Raw genomic sequence first — 17,544 nt, 5'->3', positions numbered from 1 at the left:
AGGCAAGGAACTGTCCATATCATTTTTGCATAGACTCGCGATAAAACGATATTTTTTATTCTGCTTCCGCTGTGGCGTAATCATTAAAAATGAATTGAACCGGAGAAGACCATGCCACGCCCGCTCAACCAGACGGATACCGATTTGAACGCTGAAAACCTGCTGCGCCTGCCCGCCGAGTTTGGCTGCCCGGTATGGGTCTACGACGCGCAGATCGTTCGCGAGAAGATCGCCGCCCTGCATCAGTTTGACGTGGTGCGTTTTGCCCAGAAGGCCTGCTCCAATATTCATATTCTGCGCCTGATGCGTGAGCAGGGCGTGAAGGTTGACTCCGTGTCGCTGGGTGAAATCGAGCGTGCGCTGGCGGCAGGCTTTGATCCGAAAACCGATCCTGACGCGATCGTCTTTACCGCGGATGTGATCGACGACGCCACGCTTGCGCGCGTGCATGAACTGCAGGTGCCGGTGAACGCCGGTTCTGTGGATATGCTGGAGCAGCTTGGGCAGGTTTCACCCGGCCATCGCGTCTGGCTGCGCGTCAACCCGGGCTTTGGACATGGCCATAGCCAAAAAACCAACACCGGGGGCGAAAACAGCAAGCACGGGATCTGGTATGCCGATATGCCTGCCGCGCTTGAGGTACTGCAGCGCTACAGCCTGAAGCTGGTCGGTATTCATATGCACATTGGCTCCGGCGTCGATTACGGCCACCTGGAGCAGGTGTGCGGGGCGATGGTGCGCCAGGTTGTCGACTTCGGTCAGGATCTGGAGGCGATCTCCGCCGGTGGCGGTCTTTCCATTCCTTATCGTGAAGGGGAAGAGGCGATCGACACCGATCACTATTACGGCCTGTGGAGCGCCGCGCGCGATCAAATTGCCGCGCATCTGGGCCATGCCGTGAAGCTGGAAATTGAGCCGGGTCGTTTCCTGGTAGCCGAAGCCGGCGTGCTGGTGGCGCAGGTACGCAGCGTCAAAGAGATGGGCTCCCGCCACTTCGTGCTGATTGATGCGGGCTTTAACGACCTGATGCGTCCGTCCATGTACGGCAGCTACCATCACATTACCGCCCTGGCTGCCGATGGCCGCGATTTAACGCACGCGCCGCGCCGCGAGACGGTGGTCGCAGGCCCGCTGTGTGAATCCGGTGATGTGTTTACCCAGCAGGAAGGTGGCAAAGTTGAAACCCGCGCGCTGCCCGAGGTGAAGCCGGGCGATTACCTGGTGCTGCACGACACCGGGGCGTACGGGGCGTCTATGTCCTCGAACTACAACAGCCGTCCGCTGCTGCCGGAAGTGCTGTTTGATAACGGCAAGGCGCGGCTGATCCGTCGTCGCCAGACCATTCAGGAACTGCTGGCGCTGGAACTCGTTTGATTAAAGTACGGCCCCGTTGTGACCGAATCGCGTAATACCAGCGTGCCGGTAAATGGCGGGATCGCATCGACCGGCTGGTTCTTCGCCAGCCGGATCGCCTGATCGATAGCCGTGACGATCATGTTATCTATCGGCAGATAAACCGACGACAGCGCAGGCTCCAGCCACTTTGCGCTTGGGGCATCGTCAAAGCCGAACAGGGAGATATCCTGCGGGATCTTAAGCCCTGCCTGATGCAGCGCTTTGGACGCGCCCAGCGCCATATCATCGTTACAGGCAAACAGCGCGCTGAACGACACCCCTTCAGCAATCAGCTCCTTACACAGCTCATAGCCCCGCGTCATTCCCGCATCACCGTACTTTATTCGACGCTCGTCCAGACGAATGCCGTGCTTTTCCAGCGCCTTACGGTAGCCCATCAGCCGCGCTTTACCCGTGGGGGTGTGGATCGGAACGGTAATGCAGGCGATCTCCCGGTGGCCCTGATTGATCAGGTAATTCACCGCCTTAAACGCGGCATCCTGTTGTTCGAAGAACACGCAGCGCTCCGGTGCCTGGCTGACTTCACGGTTGATGACCACCAGCGGCGTTTGCACGGTATTAATCAGCTTGATGATCGCTTTTTCGCTCATATAGCGCGTGTAAAGCACGATGGCATCGCACTGGCGGTCGGCCAGCATTTGCACCGCCTGCTCTTCCTGCTCTGGCGCGTCGTGACCGTCGGTGACGATCAGCTGTTTCCCGTGGGTTTCGGTCTGCCGCGACGCCTGCTGCAAAAGACGACCAAAGTAAAAGCCGTCGAAGGTAGAGACGACCAGACCAATGCTGTTGCTGGTCTGGTTAGCCAGCGAACGCGCGAGAAAGTTTGGGCGGTAGCCCAGCTCTTCCATCGCAGCAAAGACCTGCTGACGCGTGCTCTCTTTAACCTGACCTGTGCCGTTCAGCACGCGCGAGACGGTAGCCTTCGACACGCCCGCGCGCAGTGAGACATCCAGCATTGTTGCCATTCTACATTCCTGCTTCCACGTAATGGTTTGCAGTTTAACACAGACCTGACAGCGTATAAGCGATGCGGGAAGCGCAAAACTTCTGCCACGATCACGCTTTTTGGTCACGATTCGCCTGGCCTGCCGGAAGTAAAACTAAATAGTCTGACTCTGGTAAAATAATCGCCAAACCGGGCTGGAGGCGTCAGGCCAGCATATTCATTAAAAACGCAGGTGAAACGTGAAAAAGACCGTCATTCTCCCGCTTTACGAGGCACCGCGCTATGCGGAGCAGGTCACCGACTGGCTCTGGCAGGCCTTTGGCGAGGGGCTTGCGCGGGATTTTTTCCATAGCATCGTCGAGCACAGCCAGACGCCGGGTGCCCTGCCGCTGACCTTTATCGCCGTAGAGGATGAACGGCTTCTCGGGACGGTGGGACTCTGGCGCTGTGATTTGATTACCCGTCAGGATCTCTGTCCGTGGCTGGCGGCGCTCTACGTTGACGACGCGGCGCGCGGCAAGGGGCTGGCAGGAAAGTTACAGCAGCATGTTATACGCTTCGCCGCACGGGCCGGGTACGAGGAACTTCATCTCTGGTCTGCCTGCCGTGACTTCTATGAACGTTACGGCTGGCAGTATATTGGCGATGGGCTGGAGTATCCGGATAAAACGGTACACCTGTATCGCTATTCGCTCTGCGCGTCAGCGGGCGCAGCAACGGAGTGACGGCGCACTAACGTTGGGCTGAAGAGATGGGTAATCTCCGGCGGCTGGCGTTGTTCGGCCAGCGCCAGCGCCAGCTCTGCGGCCTGGGTGGCCATCGTGATGATGGGGTAGCGTACGGTGGTCAGGCGCGGGCGCACGTACCGGGAGACCAAAACATCGTCGAAGCCAATTAGCGAGATTTCCGCCGGCACCTCGATCCCGTTGTCATTCATGACGCCCATTGCCCCGGCGGCCATCGAATCGTTATAGCTGGCGACCGCGGTGAAATTCCGTCCGCGACCCAGCAGCTCCGTCATGGCCTGTTCGCCGCCGCTCTCATCCGGTTCACCGTAGGCCACCAGACGGTCATTGCACGGCAGACCGTTTTCGCGCAGGGCGTCGTAGTAGCCCTGCAGGCGGTCTTCCGCATCAGAAATGGGGTGATTGGAGCAGAGATAGCCAATCCGGGTATGACCCTGTTGAATCAGATGACGGGTCGCAAGCCAGGCGCCGTAGCGGTCGTCGAGGGCTACACAGCGTTTTTCAAAGCCGGGGATAATACGGTTGATAATCACCATGCCGGGCATTTGCTTCATCAGGTGTATTAGCTCGGCATCCGGGATCATTTTGGCGTGTACCACCAGCGCAGCGCAGCGGTGGCGGATCAGCTGCTCGATGGCCTGGCGTTCTTTTTGTTCATTATGATAGCCATTGCCGATCAGCAAAAAATTACCCGTCTGATAAGAGACCTGTTCAACCGCTTTTACCATGGCACCGAAAAAGGGGTCGGAAACGTCTCCCACCACCAGCCCAATAGTCTCTGTTGACTGCTGGGCGAGCGCGCGGGCGTTGGCATTCGGATGGTAGTTCAGGGTTTCCATGGCGCTTTGTACCGCCTGGCGTGATGCGTCACTGGCTTTGGGTGAATCATTAATCACGCGGGAGACGGTGGCTACCGACACACCTGCCAGACGAGCCACATCCTTTATTGTCGCCATTTATAACCTTCTTATTTGGGGTAAGCGTTTACACACTGAATAGTGTTGCGGAAAAGTGACGTCCATTCAAGGGAAGCCGGTTTCCGCGCGCCACAAACGTGACGCAGACCAACCCTGGTAGTGTAATCGTTACACGCCTGGTCATGTCAGAAGAATGTCATTCTGAACCTTTAGTTACACTTTGCCTCAGGCTGTTGCGATTGTCCGGTGGCGATGACGTTAAAGAGGTTGGTAGAGTCGAGATCCCAGAGGTATTGATAGGTGGAATCAACTCCGGTTGATTAACACGACTTACACCAGCCTGCGTTCTTACGCAGGTTTTTTTTTGCCTGATCGTTCAACCTGTAACAGCAAAAGAGAATATTCACACCTGGTTGCATTTCGGCTCATTCCCTTGCGTTTTCCTGCTGGCGAAGCGCAGGTTCAACAGCCACAATCAAGATCCCAGAGGTATTGATTGGTGAGAATTCTTAGTACGGTTTCGTACTCATCTCTTGCACCAACCTGCGCGGATGCGCAGGTTTTTTTTCGCCTCCACTTTTGCTGTCGCTCCCGTATCACTTCTCGTGTAATCTGCCACCATTTACTGTCAACCCACCACACTGTCTGGCAAAGGGAGTTGAGATGCTATTTGGGTTTTTCCGTACACTGTTCCGTATTCTTTTTCGCATCCGCGTCACTGGCGATGCCCAGGCGCTTCGTGGCGAGCGCGTTCTTATCACACCCAATCATGTTTCCTTTATAGACGGCATCCTGCTTGCGCTGTTTCTGCCCGTGCGTCCGGTGTTTGCGGTCTATACCTCCATCAGCCAGCAGTGGTATATGCGCTGGCTCACCCCACTGATCGATTTCGTACCGCTTGACCCGACAAAGCCGATGATGATTAAACACCTGGTACGTCTGGTAGAGCAGGGGCGTCCGGTGGTCATTTTCCCGGAAGGGCGCATTTCAGTGACCGGTTCGCTGATGAAAATCTACGACGGCGCGGGATTTGTCGCGGCGAAATCAAACGCGACCGTAGTGCCGCTGCGCATTGAAGGCGCAGAGTTGACCCATTTCAGCCGCCTTAAGGGGCTGGTGAAGCAGCGTCTGTTCCCCAAAATCACGCTGCATATCATGCCGCCAACGTCGTTACCGATGCCGGAAGCGCCGCGTGCCCGCGATCGCCGTAAAATCGCCGGGGAAATGCTGCACCAGATTATGATGGAAGCGCGCATGGCCGTTCGTCCGCGCGAAACGCTGTATGAATCCCTGCTTTCGGCGCAGTACCGCTACGGCGCGAAGAAAAACTGCATTGAAGACATCAACTTTACCCCTGATACCTATCGTAAACTGCTGACCAAGACGCTGTTCGTGGGCCGCATTCTTGAGAAGTACAGCAAAAAGGGCGAAAAGATCGGCCTGATGCTGCCAAACGCGGGCATCAGCGCGGCGGTGATTTTTGGTGCGGTTTCCCGTGGCCGTATACCGGCGATGATGAACTACACGGCGGGCGTGAAAGGGCTGACCAGCGCCATTACCGCCGCCCAAATCAATACCATCTTTACCTCCCGACAGTTTCTGGACAAAGGCAAGCTGTGGCATCTGCCGGAACAGCTGACCCAGGTACGCTGGGTCTTCCTGGAAGATCTAAAAGCGGACGTGACCACCGGCGACAAGCTGTGGATTTTTGCGCATCTGCTGGTGCCGCATCTGGCTCAGGTCAAACAGCAGCCGGAAGATGACGCGATTATCCTTTTCACGTCGGGTTCGGAGGGTAACCCGAAAGGCGTCGTCCACAGCCACAAGAGTATTCTGGCGAACGTTGAGCAGATCAAAAGCATTGCCGACTTTACCGCGAATGACCGTTTTATGTCGGCGCTGCCTCTGTTCCACTCCTTTGGCCTGACGGTGGGGCTGTTCACGCCGCTGCTGACCGGTGCCGAGGTGTTCCTCTATCCCAGCCCGCTGCACTACCGCATTGTGCCGGAGCTGGTGTATGACCGTAACTGCACCGTCCTGTTCGGGACCTCAACCTTCCTGGGTAACTATGCCCGTTTCGCCAATCCGTATGATTTCTTCCGCGTTCGGTACGTGGTGGCCGGTGCGGAAAAGCTGCAGGAGAGCACGCGTCAGATCTGGCAGGACAAGTTTGGCCTGCGCATCCTCGAAGGCTATGGCGTTACCGAGTGCGCGCCCGTGGTCTCGATTAACGTGCCGATGGCGGCGAAACCGGGAACGGTGGGGCGAATTCTGCCGGGGATGGATGCGCGCTTGCTGGCGGTGCCGGGCATTGAGGACGGTGGCCGCCTGCAGCTGAAAGGGCCGAACGTGATGAACGGTTACCTGCGCGTGGAAAACCCAGGCGTGCTGGAAGCGCCAACGGCGGAAAACGTCAACGGCGAGATTGAAACCGGCTGGTACGACACCGGTGACATCGTTCGTTTCGATGAGCAAGGCTTTGTACAGATTCAGGGGCGCGCAAAACGCTTCGCCAAAATCGCCGGTGAGATGGTCTCTCTGGAAATGGTTGAACAGCTGGCGACGGCCGTGTCCGCCGAGAAGATGCACGCCACGGTCGTGAAGAGCGATGCCAGCAAAGGCGAGGCGCTGGTGCTGTTTACCACTGATGCTGAGCTTAAGCGCGACAGGTTACTGAGCTATGCGCGTGAGCATGGCATTCCAGAGCTGGCCGTGCCGCGCGATATTCGCTACCTGAAGCAGCTTCCGGTGCTGGGTAGCGGCAAGCCCGATTTCGTGACCCTGAAAGGTATGGTTGAAGAGGCGGAACAGCAAAATGCGTGAGTCAGTACACACTAACACCTCCCTCAGGTCGAAAGGCATGATGGCCGTCATCGCCGCGCAGTTTCTCTCTGCGTTCGGTGATAACGCGCTGCTGTTTGCCACGCTGGCGCTGCTGAAAGCCGAGTTTTACCCTGACTGGAGTCAGCCGATCCTGCAGATGGTGTTTGTGGGCGCTTACATTATCTTTGCCCCGTTTGTGGGGCAGGTGGCGGACAGTTTCCCCAAAGGCCGGGTGATGATGTTTGCCAACGGTCTCAAGCTGCTGGGCGCTGCCAGTATCTGCTTCGGCTTCAATCCGTTTATTGGCTATACGCTGGTGGGCATCGGCGCTGCCGCCTACTCCCCAGCGAAGTATGGCATTCTCGGAGAACTGACTACGGGCGATAAGCTGGTGAAGGCCAACGGTCTGATGGAGTCGTCGACTATCGCTGCTATCCTCCTCGGCTCCGTCGCGGGCGGCGTGCTGGCCGACTGGCATGTTCTGGCTGCCCTGGGCGTGTGTGCAGTGGTGTATGGTGGGGCGGTTGTGGCTAACCTGTTTATTCCGAAGCTGCCGGTGGCTCGCCCGGGCCAGTCCTGGCGCTTTAAACCGATGACCGGCAGTTTCTTTAACGCGTGCCGCGTGCTGTGGCGTAACGGGGAAACGCGTTTCTCCCTGATGGGAACCAGTATGTTCTGGGGGGCGGGCGTCACGCTGCGCTTCCTGCTGGTTCTGTGGGTACCGGTGGCGCTGGGGATCACCGACAACGCGACGCCGACCTATCTGAATGCGATGGTGGCGATCGGGATTGTGGCTGGGGCGGGCGCGGCGGCGAAGCTGGTGACGCTTGAAACGGTTGCACGCTGCATGCCAGCGGGGATCCTGATTGGCCTCGTGGTGCTTATTTTCTCGCTGCAACATGCGTTATTGCCCGCTTATGCTCTGCTGATCCTGATTGGTATTCTGGGGGGCTTCTTCGTGGTACCGCTGAATGCGTTACTCCAGGAGCGTGGCAAGCAGACCGTCGGGGCGGGGAATGCCATTGCGGTTCAAAATCTCGGTGAAAACCTGGCCATGCTGTTAATGCTGGGGCTCTACTCGCTGGCGGTAAAAGTGGGTGTCCCGGTGGTGGCGATTGGCGTCGGATTTGGTGGGCTGTTCGCGGCGGCGATTGCGGGATTGTGGATCTGGCAGCGTCGCCGTTAATAAGTAGCCGGGTGGCGGCTTCGCCTTACCCGGCAAAAGCATCAGCTACGGCGCAGGATAGGTATAAACCTGATGGACCGCTTCAATCTCGGCTAACACCTCTTCACTCAGGTTCAGATGGAAACTCTCAATGTTAGTTTTCAGCTGTTCCATAGTCGTCGCGCCAAGCAGGGTACTGGCAACAAACGGCTGACGGCGCACGAAGGCCAGCGCCATCTGCGCCGGATCCAGGCCGTGGCGCTTCGCGATATCCACATAGGCTGCAACGGCTTTCTGCGTCTGCTCGCCGCTGTAGCGGGTAAAGCGGCTAAAGAGGGTATTACGCGCCCCGGCCGGTTTCGCACCGTTCAGGTATTTCCCCGTCAGGGTGCCGAAACCGAGGCATGAATAGGCGAGCAGTTCCACTTCCTCATATTGCGTCACTTCAGCCAGCCCCACCTCGTAGCTGCGGTTAAGCAGGCTGTACGGGTTCTGGATGGTGACGATGCGCGGCAGATCGTGTTTATCCGCCAGGTGCAGATAGCGCATTACGCCAAAGGCCGTTTCGTTGGACACGCCAATGTAGCGGATTTTTCCCGCGCGTTGGCATTCGGTCAGCGCCTCCAGCGTTTCCAGCAGCGTAACGGCGGGGGCGCTCTCGTTCCAGCTATACCCGAGCTTGCCAAAACAGTTGGTTGGACGCTGCGGCCAGTGGACCTGGTAAAGGTCGAGATAGTCGGTTTGCAGGCGCTTCAGGCTCGCGTCCAGCGCGGCGCGGATATTTTTGCGATCGAGGATTTGGTTTGGGCGGATCCCGGCATCGTTGTTTCGCGCGGGGCCACTCACTTTCGAGGCGATAACCAGCTTTTCTCGGTTACCGCGTTTTGCCAGCCAGTTACCGACATAGGTTTCGGTAAGTCCCTGCGTTTCAGGGCGTGGAGGCACAGGGTACATCTCTGCAACATCAATCAGGTTAATCCCCTGGCTGACGGCATAATCGAGTTGTGCATGGGCATCGGCTTCGCTGTTTTGTTCACCAAATGTCATCGTGCCCAACCCCAGTTGACTTATCTCCAGAGCGCTGTGGGGGATACGGTGATAATGCATAGCCGGCTTCCTTCAATAGACATGTAGACCGCGTCAGGAACCTCCCGACAAAGGAATATAAACATGGCAGAGGGGAAGCAAAAGGGGAAGAAAAAAATCAAAAAGGCCAGTAGGCTACTGACCTCCGACTGTTATCGCTCAATAATTTGCGAGACTTCGTCGCGATTGATCTGCATTTTATTGCCTGCCTGGTCGTGGTAGCTGACCAGACCGGTATCATCGTCGACTTCAGGTTTACCGTCAGTCAGGATCATCCGGCCGTCTTTCGTCGCCATGACGTAATCACTGCTGCAGCCCGAAACGGCAAACGCCAACCCGACTGCTGAAATTAACACCGCCCATTTTTTCATCGTTATCGTCCTCATCTGGCTCGTATCAAATCATAGTGTAGTATTAACCCGTTATAGCTACAGGGTGAAGCGGTAAAATCTTAAAAACCAGGCGATTATGTTTGTGAGCTCGCAAAATAAGTAAAAAACTATGTTTTAAGTAAGAAATGACGAGCAAGCAGCGCGCCGGTGAAATTTTTTTTGAGATAAAAACCGCGCGGCAGCGTCAGTATGGGTTCGCCCATCGCGCCGATCGCCTCGGTAAGCGCTTTGCTGTTTGCCGCTTTCGGGCGCAGCTGTAACACTTCTCCGTGCCGGGCGGTAATTCGCTCGACCTGACCGAGCACAATCATGTCCATCAGTTCTTCCCAGTCCAGGCGCAGCTGATGCTCCTCTTCTTCATCCGGGCTCCAGAGCAGCGGCGCGCCAACGCGGCGTTCAGCTAACGGGATCTGCCGTTCGCCTTCAACCGGAACCCAAAGCACGCGATTCAGCTTATGGCGCACGTGGCTGGTTTCCCACGTTACGCCGGTATTGCCGGTTAAGGGCGCAACGCAGACAAAGGTAGTCTCCAGGGGCCGACCCTGGCGGTCGATAGGAATAGTTTTTAACTCTACGCCAAGGGCCGCGAAATCTTGCTCTGGCTTGCTCCCGGCGCTTGCCCCCAGCCACAGCTCCAGAAGCATGCCGATCCAGCCCTTATCTCGTTTCAGATCCTTCGGGATCTGTAGCCCTGCCATCGCCGCCAGTTCGCCCAGCGAGAAGCCTGCAAGGCGCTGAGCCTGCTGTAGCAACTGGCTTTCGCTCGAAGGCGGTGAGAGCAAGGGTGAAAGCGGATGCATGACGATAACCTTTTGATTAAAAAATAAACGAAGAAACAGTCCCCTGTGGATAGAGTTTAACTTTTTCTGTACCAATATTCCATGTGCATGATTTATAGGTTTTTTTATGAATTTTTCACGGTTTCATCAGGGACGCAAAACGGGTTGTTCAAATCTGGTCACTGACAATAAACAGGATCTTACACCATGTTATCCACAGAAAAATGGGATAACTGGGCATAACCCTGACTACTGTTTCAATTTACAGCCTTGACGTGCGACGAAAATCCAAATTTCAGACAAATTGTGCCTAACTTATTGGCACAATCTGTGGATAAAACCGACGCTGTTCGATCTTTCATCAGCACGACGATCCCTGCTGTGACGATCGTCACGCTATTCTGCATTTTGTTTGTCGATATGAATATAAGATAATGAAAAATATGGCCTTATGTTGAAGGCGAGAAACGGGAGGGCAGAGGCCATTTCAGGTTGTTCATCGGTAATCAGACACTTCTTCACAACTATATCCACAGAAAAGGTGAATAAAATTGCCCTTGAGAACGCACATCTGTTTATAACTCTGCGCTTATTTGTGAGTTATTCAAATGTTATTAGGTTGCAGGCCTGTAAGAGAGTGGTTTACCGCCTCACTGTAGTGTGAAACAATCATTCATATATAAGGTTTAGTTTGGGGTAGTCCGGTGATTGATGACGATGGCTACCGCCCGAACGTAGGAATAGTAATTTGTAATCGTCAGGGCCAGGTCATGTGGGCCCGTCGATATGGTCAGCACTCCTGGCAGTTCCCGCAAGGCGGGATCAATCCGGGAGAGTCCCCAGAACAAGCGATGTACCGGGAGCTTTTTGAAGAGGTCGGTTTAAGCCGAAAAGATGTTCGCATCCTTGCCTCGACCCGCAACTGGTTGCGTTACAAGTTACCGAAACGTTTGGTGCGTTGGGACACAAAGCCGGTTTGTATCGGCCAGAAACAGAAGTGGTTTCTTCTGCAGTTGGTGGGCAACGATTCGGACATCAATATGCAAACCAGCAGTACGCCGGAGTTCGATGGCTGGCGCTGGGTGAGCTATTGGTATCCTGTTCGTCAGGTCGTGTCATTTAAGCGCGATGTTTACCGTAGGGTGATGAAAGAGTTTGCAAGTGTGGTGATGCAGCTTCAGGAGATCCCGCCTAAGCCGCAGAGCGCACCTGCCTGGCGACGTAAAAGAGGTTAAGCTACGCAAATCATGCTCACCCGCTTGCGAGAAATAGTCGAGAAGGTGGCCAGCGCTCCGCGCCTCAACGAGGCGCTGAATATTTTGGTCACTGACATCTGTCTTGCGATGGAGACCGAGGTCTGTTCGGTGTATCTGGCCGACCACGATCGGCGCTGCTATTACCTGATGGCGACCCGCGGTTTGAAAAAGCCGCGGGGGCGCACCGTAACGCTCGCATTTGATGAAGGTATCGTTGGTCTGGTTGGGCGGCTGGCTGAACCTATCAACCTTGCCGACGCGCAAAAACACCCCAGCTTTAAATACATCCCTTCCGTAAAAGAAGAACGCTTCCGCGCGTTTCTGGGTGTGCCGATTATTCAGCGTCGTCAGCTACTCGGTGTGCTGGTCGTCCAGCAGCGCGAGCTGCGTCAGTATGATGAAAGCGAAGAGTCCTTCCTCGTCACGCTGGCGACACAGATGGCGGCGATCCTCTCCCAGTCTCAGCTTGCTGCGCTCTTTGGTCAGTACCGCCATACGCGCATTCGCGCCCTTCCGGCCTCGCCAGGGGTGGCGATTGCGGAAGGCTGGATGGACGCCACGCTGCCGTTGATGGAGCAGGTCTACGAAGCCTCTACGCTTGATGAAGCGCTGGAGCGCGAGCGTCTTACCGCCGCGCTGGAAGAGGCGGCCAATGAGTTCCGTCGCTACAGCAAGCGCTTTGCCGCTGGTGCGCAAAAAGAGACGGCGGCCATCTTCGACCTCTACTCGCACCTGCTTTCCGACGCGCGTCTGCGCCGTGAGCTTTTTGCTGAGGTTGATAAAGGCGCCGTCGCGGAGTGGGCGGTTAAAAAGGTCATCGAAAAATTTGCCGAGCAGTTCGCTGCCCTGACCGACGGTTATCTGAAAGAGCGGGCTGGCGATCTGCGCGCGCTGGGACAGCGCCTGCTGTTCCACCTCGATGACACCATTCAGGGGCCGAATGCCTGGCCAAAACGGTTTGTGCTGGTGGCCGATGAACTTTCGGCAACAACGCTGGCCGAGCTGCCGCAGGACAGACTCGCCGGGGTTGTCGTACGTGATGGTGCAGCGAACTCCCATGCCGCCATTATGGTGCGCGCGCTCGGTATCCCTACCGTTATGGGGGCGGATATTCAGCCCTCGGTGCTGCACCGCCGCACGCTGGTGGTTGATGGTTACCGCGGTGAACTGCTGGTCGATCCTGAGCCGGTTCTGCTCCAGGAATATCAGCGTCTCATCAGCGAAGAGAATGAATTAAGCAAGCTGGCGGAAGATGACGTTAACCTGCCCGCGCAGCTGAAAAGCGGAGAGCGGATCAAAGTCATGCTCAACGCCGGCTTAAGCCCCGAGCACGAAGAGAAGCTTGGCAGCCGCATCGACGGAATCGGTTTATACCGCACTGAAATCCCCTTCATGCTGCAGAGCGGTTTCCCCTCCGAAGAGGAGCAGGTGGCGCAGTATCAGGGAATGTTGCAGATGTTCAACGACAAGCCTGTCACCCTGCGAACCCTGGATGTCGGGGCGGATAAACAGCTGCCGTATATGCCCATCAGCGAAGAGAACCCGTGTCTGGGCTGGCGCGGGATCCGCATTACGCTCGATCAGCCGGAGATCTTCCTGATTCAGGTGCGCGCGATGCTGCGCGCCAACGCCGCGACGGGCAATCTCAGTATCCTGCTGCCGATGGTCACCAGCATAGATGAAATCGACGAAGCGCGGCGCCTGATCGAACGTGCTGGTCGTGAAGTGGAAGAGATGATTGGCTATGCGATCCCGAAACCACGGATCGGCGTCATGCTCGAAGTGCCATCTATGGTCTTTATGCTGCCGCAGCTGGCAAATCGCGTTGATTTTATCTCTGTCGGTACCAACGACCTGACGCAATATATTCTGGCCGTCGACCGGAACAACACCCGCGTCGCCAGTATCTACGATAGCCTGCACCCGGCGATCATTCGCGCGCTGGCGATGATTGCCCGTGAGGCTGAACAGTACGGTATTGATCTCCGCCTGTGCGGTGAAATGGCCGGAGACTCGATGTGCGTCGCGATCCTGATTGGTCTGGGGTATCGCCATCTGTCAATGAACGGCCGCGCAGTAGCGCGCGTGAAGTATTTGTTGCGGCATATCGACATCAATGATGCCCGCGAGCTGGCTGAGCGCAGCCTTGGGGCGCAGCTGGCCGCAGAGGTTCGTCACCAGGTGGCGGCATTTATGGAACGGCGCGGTATGGGCGGCCTGATCCGCGGTGGTCGCTAATCGTCTTTCGTCCTCTCCTTGTGGAGAGGGCGCCAGTGCGCACAAAACCCTATACACATCTTTTACATCTCTGGCGCATCCTCCGCGCCCACCTTATGCTATGATTCGCAACTTTGGAGCCTCTGCTTAAGGCAGAATCGCATGTCTACCGCTGTCCACTTTCAGCGGAATAACAACATCTTGTGGTGACAGATGAACAGTGGTTATCTGCATTTTCCGGAGTTTGATCCGGTCATTTTCTCAGTAGGACCTGTTTCGCTTCACTGGTACGGTCTGATGTACCTGGTGGGCTTTATTTTTGCCATGTGGCTCGCGGGCCGTCGCGCCAGCCGTCCTGGCAGCGGCTGGACCAAAAACGAAGTTGAAAACCTGCTGTACGCGGGCTTCCTCGGCGTGTTCCTCGGTGGCCGTATTGGGTATGTACTGTTCTATAACTTCCCGGTGTTCCTGAACGATCCCCTCTACCTGTTCCGCGTCTGGGACGGCGGCATGTCCTTCCACGGCGGCCTGATTGGGGTGATCCTGGTGATGGTGATTTTTGCCAAACGCACCAAACGTAACTTCTTCCAGGTGTCTGATTTTATCGCACCGCTGATCCCGTTTGGTCTGGGGGCGGGTCGTCTGGGCAACTTTATTAACGGTGAGCTGTGGGGCCGCGTTGACCCAAGCGTACCGTACACGATGCTCTTCCCGGGCTCCCGTGCGGAAGATATCGCGCTGCTGCCGTCGCACCCGGAGTGGCAGTCCATTTTCGATACCTACGGCGTGCTGCCGCGTCATATGTCCCAGCTGTATGAGCTGGCGCTGGAAGGCGTGGTGCTGTTTATCATCCTCAACCTGTTTATTCGCAAGCCGCGCCCGATGGGAGCTGTTTCCGGACTGTTCCTGATTGGCTATGGCGCGTTCCGCATCATCGTTGAATTCTTCCGCCAGCCGGATGCGCAGTTTACCGGCGAATGGGTACAGTACATCAGCATGGGGCAGATCCTCTCCATTCCGATGATTGTCGCGGGTGCCATTATGATGATTTGGGCGTATCGTCGTCGTCCACAGCAACAACTTTCCTGAGGAACCATGAAACAGTATCTTGAATTGATGAAAAAAGTGCTCGATGAGGGCACGCCGAAAAACGACCGTACCGGTACCGGTACGCTCTCCATTTTTGGCCACCAGATGCGCTTCAATCTGCAAGAAGGCTTCCCTCTGGTGACGACGAAGCGCTGCCACCTGCGCTCGATCATTCATGAACTGCTCTGGTTCCTGCAAGGTGACACCAACGTTGCGTATCTGCACGAAAATAACGTCTCCATCTGGGACGAATGGGCAGATGAAAACGGCAACCTGGGCCCGGTTTACGGCAAGCAGTGGCGCGCATGGCCAACGCCTGATGGCCGCCATATTGACCAGATCACCACCGTGATGAACCAGCTGAAAAACGATCCGGACTCGCGCCGAATCATCGTTTCCGCCTGGAACGTGGGCGAGCTGGATAAAATGGCGCTGGCTCCGTGCCACGCGTTCTTCCAGTTCTATGTCGCAGACGGCAAGCTCTCCTGCCAGCTCTACCAGCGCTCCTGTGACGTGTTCCTCGGCCTGCCGTTTAACATTGCCAGCTATGCGCTGTTAGTCCACATGATGGCGCAGCAGTGCGACCTGGAAGTGGGTGATTTCGTCTGGACAGGTGGAGACACCCATCTTTACAGCAATCATATGGAACAGACGCATCTTCAGCTCACTCGTGAACCGCGCGCGCTGCCGAAGCTGATTATCAAACGCAAACCGGAATCGATCTTTGATTACCGCTTTGATGATTTTGAGATTGAGGGCTACGACCCGTACCCTGGCATCAAAGCGCCTGTCGCTATCTGATGCGGTAAAGCGTGACATAACCGGTGCTGTTTAGCGCCGGTTTTTTTTCATCTATTTCCCCTTTTCCGAGGCGTTATCCAGAAAACGTGCAACGCGCTGCAACTCTCCTGATACTTCGGATAACGCCTCGTAAAACCATTATTCACCGCTCGCCACGCCCACGGCGAATCGCCACACTTCCCGCATGAAAAAAGAGAACGGTTTTACGCTTATCGAAACGCTGGTGGCAGTCTCGCTGGTTGTCATACTCAGCGCCTCAGGTCTGTACGGCTGGGACAGCTGGCAGCGGCAGCAGCGGCTGTGGCAAACCGCCAGCCAGGTGCGCGACTATCTGGTATTTCTGCGAAATGATGCCAACAGGTACAACCGCGATCATCACATAACCCAATTGCGGGTTGGGGGACAGGAGTGTCTCGTGAGCGCTGCCGTACAAGGCTGTGAGAAGGGCAGCCCCTTTGTTCTGATTCCACTCTGGCCAGAGGTCGCGGTGAGCGAGGTCACACCGTCATTAGGGTTCTATGGGTTAAGGGATACGGCATGGGCAGGGCGGATACGCCTGCAAAGCCGTGCCGGAGAATGGCTTATCCTGGTCTCAGACGGAGGGCGCATCAGAATGTGTAAGGTCTCACAAGGAGGTTCATGTCGATGAGACAACGCGGTTTCTCGCTGACAGAAGTTCTGATTGCTACGGCCATCAGTAGCCTGTTGTTGATTGGCGCATCGCGCTTTCTACCCGGATTGCAGCAGGCGGTATTACTGCAATCCGGCCAGAGAGAGCTGGAAGAAGAGGTCTGGCAGCGCCTGTTTGCTCTCGGCAAACAGCTTCAGCGTGCGGGTTACTGTGCGGGGAACTGCCAGGGGCAAGGGCTGGCGATCGCAAGGCAGGGCAGTTGCGTCATTGTTCGGTGGGATGCCAACAGTAATGGTCGCTGGGATCGCAGTGCATCAGAAAACGACAGCACCGGTTTTCGTCTGGAATCGGGCGCGCTGGAAACGCTTCGTGGGGCAACCTCGTGTGAAGGTCAGGGATGGGAAAAGCTCACGGACCCGGACAGGCTCGCCATCGCGCATTTTGTGGTGAGGAAAGTAATACACACCGGGTTTGCGCCGGAGCTGAATATCGAACTGTCCGCCCTGCGCAACGGCGATCAAGGAGAGCCTTATCAGGCTTTGTATACGGTCACGGGGTACAACCTGTGAACCGTCAACGCGGTATGTCTTCGCTGGCGCTGGTTCTACTTTTACTGGTGCTTGGTACGCTGATCCTCACCGGCCTTAACCAGCAACTGACAACATTCAGCGCGCTCGTTGGCGGTGAGAGCCGTTCGCTGCAGCAGCAGGCTTCTGTACAGTCAGCGCTTGAGTGGGGACGCGTTCAGAGCTGGTCACCCGATCCTGAAGTCCAGTGCAAAAAGGCACCCGCCTGGCAAGTGTGTTTGCGGCGGCTGAGTGAGACCACTGTATTACTGATTGCCGGAGTCAACGACCTGCTGCTCTGGCGTTCAGGAGAGATTATTGACGGTAATATTCGCTTTTCGCCTCACGGCTGGAGTGATTTTTGCCCGCTAAAGGAACGTTCGCTATGCCAGCTGCCGTAAGCAAAGAAAAAGGATTTAGCATGGTTGAGGTTCTGCTGGCGATGATGCTGCTGGTCATCATCGTCACGGCACTGGCCGGCTATCATCGGGCGCTGGCGGCGCGGTTTACGCTGTTTAACCAGTATCGTCAGCTCTGGCACCACGCCTGGAATCAGGCTCAGCTCTCAACAAATGTTCTGCCCGCAGGCTGGCAGGCCAGTCGGGTGCAGACAACGCACGCAGGATGTGTCAGCATCACGGTTACACTTATTTCTCCTCTGGGGCGACGCGGTGAAATCACGCGTCTGCATTGCCCGGTTAGCCAGTAGTCGGG

Annotated in this window: 17 protein-coding genes; 12 read left to right on the top strand and 5 right to left on the bottom strand. The window is 56.3% G+C overall.

The genetic code is table 11. The features are described 5' to 3' along the window. Positions 1-111 precede the first annotated feature (111 nt). Complete coding sequence (gene lysA / locus IM271_RS03560; RefSeq protein WP_045629967.1) at positions 112-1,374, top strand: diaminopimelate decarboxylase; 1,263 nt, start codon at positions 112-114, stop codon at positions 1,372-1,374. Here lysA and IM271_RS03555 read toward each other — a convergent pair. Then, complete coding sequence (locus IM271_RS03555) at positions 1,344-2,381, bottom strand: LacI family DNA-binding transcriptional regulator (protein ID WP_193052177.1); 1,038 nt, start codon at positions 2,379-2,381, stop codon at positions 1,344-1,346. The genes lysA and IM271_RS03555 overlap by 31 nt on opposite strands. A 220-nt stretch (positions 2,382-2,601) precedes the next feature. Here IM271_RS03555 and IM271_RS03550 point away from each other — a divergent pair, with 220 nt between their 5' ends. Beyond that, complete coding sequence (locus IM271_RS03550; protein WP_041908378.1) at positions 2,602-3,087, top strand: GNAT family N-acetyltransferase; 486 nt, start codon at positions 2,602-2,604, stop codon at positions 3,085-3,087. Here IM271_RS03550 and galR read toward each other — a convergent pair. Further along, entirely contained in the window at positions 3,048-4,064 is a 1,017-nt protein-coding gene (gene galR / locus IM271_RS03545; RefSeq protein ID WP_028014290.1) for an HTH-type transcriptional regulator GalR, read from the bottom strand. The two genes, IM271_RS03550 and galR, sit on opposite strands and share 40 nt — an antisense overlap. Before the next feature lie 624 nt (positions 4,065-4,688). Here galR and aas point away from each other — a divergent pair. Both aas and lplT read left to right on the top strand, forming a co-directional pair. Further along, on the top strand, positions 4,689-6,848 hold the full coding sequence (gene aas / locus IM271_RS03540) for a bifunctional acyl-ACP--phospholipid O-acyltransferase/long-chain-fatty-acid--ACP ligase (protein ID WP_048999244.1): 2,160 nt from the start codon (positions 4,689-4,691) through the stop codon (positions 6,846-6,848). Beyond that, positions 6,841-8,034 (top strand): lysophospholipid transporter LplT, encoded by a 1,194-nt coding sequence (gene lplT, locus IM271_RS03535; protein ID WP_028014288.1) that lies wholly within the window; start codon positions 6,841-6,843, stop codon positions 8,032-8,034. Before aas ends, lplT begins: the two co-directional genes overlap by 8 nt. A 45-nt stretch (positions 8,035-8,079) precedes the next feature. Here the strand turns inward: lplT and IM271_RS03530 are convergent, their stop codons facing one another. The 3 genes from IM271_RS03530 to mutH all read right to left on the bottom strand — a co-directional run bounded on the left by IM271_RS03530 (position 8,080) and on the right by mutH (position 10,291). Next, complete coding sequence (locus tag IM271_RS03530) at positions 8,080-9,120, bottom strand: NADP(H)-dependent aldo-keto reductase (protein ID WP_028014287.1); 1,041 nt, start codon at positions 9,118-9,120, stop codon at positions 8,080-8,082. 131 nt (positions 9,121-9,251) lie between these two features. Continuing rightward, positions 9,252-9,470, bottom strand: a complete 219-nt coding sequence (locus tag IM271_RS03525; protein WP_014885085.1) for a YgdI/YgdR family lipoprotein — start codon at positions 9,468-9,470, stop codon at positions 9,252-9,254. Between the two features lie 128 nt (positions 9,471-9,598). Then, positions 9,599-10,291 (bottom strand): DNA mismatch repair endonuclease MutH, encoded by a 693-nt coding sequence (gene mutH, locus IM271_RS03520; RefSeq protein WP_028014286.1) that lies wholly within the window; start codon positions 10,289-10,291, stop codon positions 9,599-9,601. A gap of 683 nt (positions 10,292-10,974) precedes the next feature. On the opposite strand from mutH, the gene rppH reads away from it, so the two are divergent. From rppH to IM271_RS03480, 8 genes are all read left to right on the top strand, one after another. Then, on the top strand, positions 10,975-11,505 hold the full coding sequence (rppH, locus tag IM271_RS03515) for an RNA pyrophosphohydrolase (protein WP_013098553.1): 531 nt from the start codon (positions 10,975-10,977) through the stop codon (positions 11,503-11,505). Between the two features lie 12 nt (positions 11,506-11,517). Beyond that, positions 11,518-13,764 carry a phosphoenolpyruvate--protein phosphotransferase gene (gene ptsP, locus IM271_RS03510; RefSeq protein WP_193052176.1) on the top strand — a complete coding sequence of 749 codons (2,247 nt, stop codon included), beginning with the start codon at positions 11,518-11,520 and terminating at the stop codon, positions 13,762-13,764. Between the two features lie 192 nt (positions 13,765-13,956). Continuing rightward, the gene (lgt, locus tag IM271_RS03505; protein ID WP_028014284.1) at positions 13,957-14,832 is read left to right on the top strand and encodes a prolipoprotein diacylglyceryl transferase; all 876 of its coding nucleotides are present in this window, start codon (positions 13,957-13,959) and stop codon (positions 14,830-14,832) included. A 6-nt stretch (positions 14,833-14,838) separates the two neighbouring features. Continuing rightward, positions 14,839-15,633: a thymidylate synthase gene (gene thyA / locus IM271_RS03500; RefSeq protein WP_047367463.1), complete on the top strand. Its 795-nt coding sequence runs from the start codon at positions 14,839-14,841 to the stop codon at positions 15,631-15,633. 211 nt (positions 15,634-15,844) lie between these two features. Next, the gene (locus IM271_RS03495; RefSeq protein ID WP_370532088.1) at positions 15,845-16,282 is read left to right on the top strand and encodes a prepilin peptidase-dependent protein; all 438 of its coding nucleotides are present in this window, start codon (positions 15,845-15,847) and stop codon (positions 16,280-16,282) included. Beyond that, complete coding sequence (locus IM271_RS03490; RefSeq protein WP_193052175.1) at positions 16,273-16,833, top strand: prepilin peptidase-dependent protein; 561 nt, start codon at positions 16,273-16,275, stop codon at positions 16,831-16,833. The genes IM271_RS03495 and IM271_RS03490 overlap by 10 nt, the downstream gene beginning before the upstream one ends. Then, positions 16,830-17,231: a DUF2509 family protein gene (locus IM271_RS03485; RefSeq protein WP_047367465.1), complete on the top strand. Its 402-nt coding sequence runs from the start codon at positions 16,830-16,832 to the stop codon at positions 17,229-17,231. The genes IM271_RS03490 and IM271_RS03485 overlap by 4 nt, the downstream gene beginning before the upstream one ends. Continuing rightward, positions 17,216-17,539 (top strand): prepilin-type N-terminal cleavage/methylation domain-containing protein, encoded by a 324-nt coding sequence (locus IM271_RS03480; RefSeq protein ID WP_048960720.1) that lies wholly within the window; start codon positions 17,216-17,218, stop codon positions 17,537-17,539. The genes IM271_RS03485 and IM271_RS03480 overlap by 16 nt, the downstream gene beginning before the upstream one ends. Positions 17,540-17,544: the final 5 nt, after the last annotated feature.

This window comes from Enterobacter cloacae complex sp. I3 (genome assembly GCF_014896175.1).
GTDB classification, from domain to species: Bacteria; Pseudomonadota; Gammaproteobacteria; order Enterobacterales; family Enterobacteriaceae; genus Enterobacter; species Enterobacter bugandensis.
The sequence above is the reverse complement of the archived record's forward strand: the minus strand, read 5'-3'. Positions and strand labels throughout refer to the sequence as shown.

Bases quoted from the DNA above. Each gene is read 5' to 3' on its own strand.
- lysA (WP_045629967.1), top strand. From the start codon at position 112: ATGCCACGCCCGCTCAACCAGACGGATACCGATTTGAACGCTGAAAAC.
- IM271_RS03555 (WP_193052177.1), bottom strand. From the start codon at position 2,381: ATGGCAACAATGCTGGATGTCTCACTGCGCGCGGGCGTGTCGAAGGCT.
- galR (WP_028014290.1), bottom strand. From the start codon at position 4,064: ATGGCGACAATAAAGGATGTGGCTCGTCTGGCAGGTGTGTCGGTAGCC.
- aas (WP_048999244.1), top strand. From the start codon at position 4,689: ATGCTATTTGGGTTTTTCCGTACACTGTTCCGTATTCTTTTTCGCATC.
- lplT (WP_028014288.1), top strand. From the start codon at position 6,841: ATGCGTGAGTCAGTACACACTAACACCTCCCTCAGGTCGAAAGGCATG.
- IM271_RS03530 (WP_028014287.1), bottom strand. From the start codon at position 9,120: ATGCATTATCACCGTATCCCCCACAGCGCTCTGGAGATAAGTCAACTG.
- IM271_RS03525 (WP_014885085.1), bottom strand. From the start codon at position 9,470: ATGAAAAAATGGGCGGTGTTAATTTCAGCAGTCGGGTTGGCGTTTGCC.
- mutH (WP_028014286.1), bottom strand. From the start codon at position 10,291: ATGCATCCGCTTTCACCCTTGCTCTCACCGCCTTCGAGCGAAAGCCAG.
- ptsP (WP_193052176.1), top strand. From the start codon at position 11,518: ATGCTCACCCGCTTGCGAGAAATAGTCGAGAAGGTGGCCAGCGCTCCG.
- lgt (WP_028014284.1), top strand. From the start codon at position 13,957: ATGAACAGTGGTTATCTGCATTTTCCGGAGTTTGATCCGGTCATTTTC.
- thyA (WP_047367463.1), top strand. From the start codon at position 14,839: ATGAAACAGTATCTTGAATTGATGAAAAAAGTGCTCGATGAGGGCACG.
- IM271_RS03490 (WP_193052175.1), top strand. From the start codon at position 16,273: ATGTCGATGAGACAACGCGGTTTCTCGCTGACAGAAGTTCTGATTGCT.
- IM271_RS03480 (WP_048960720.1), top strand. From the start codon at position 17,216: ATGCCAGCTGCCGTAAGCAAAGAAAAAGGATTTAGCATGGTTGAGGTT.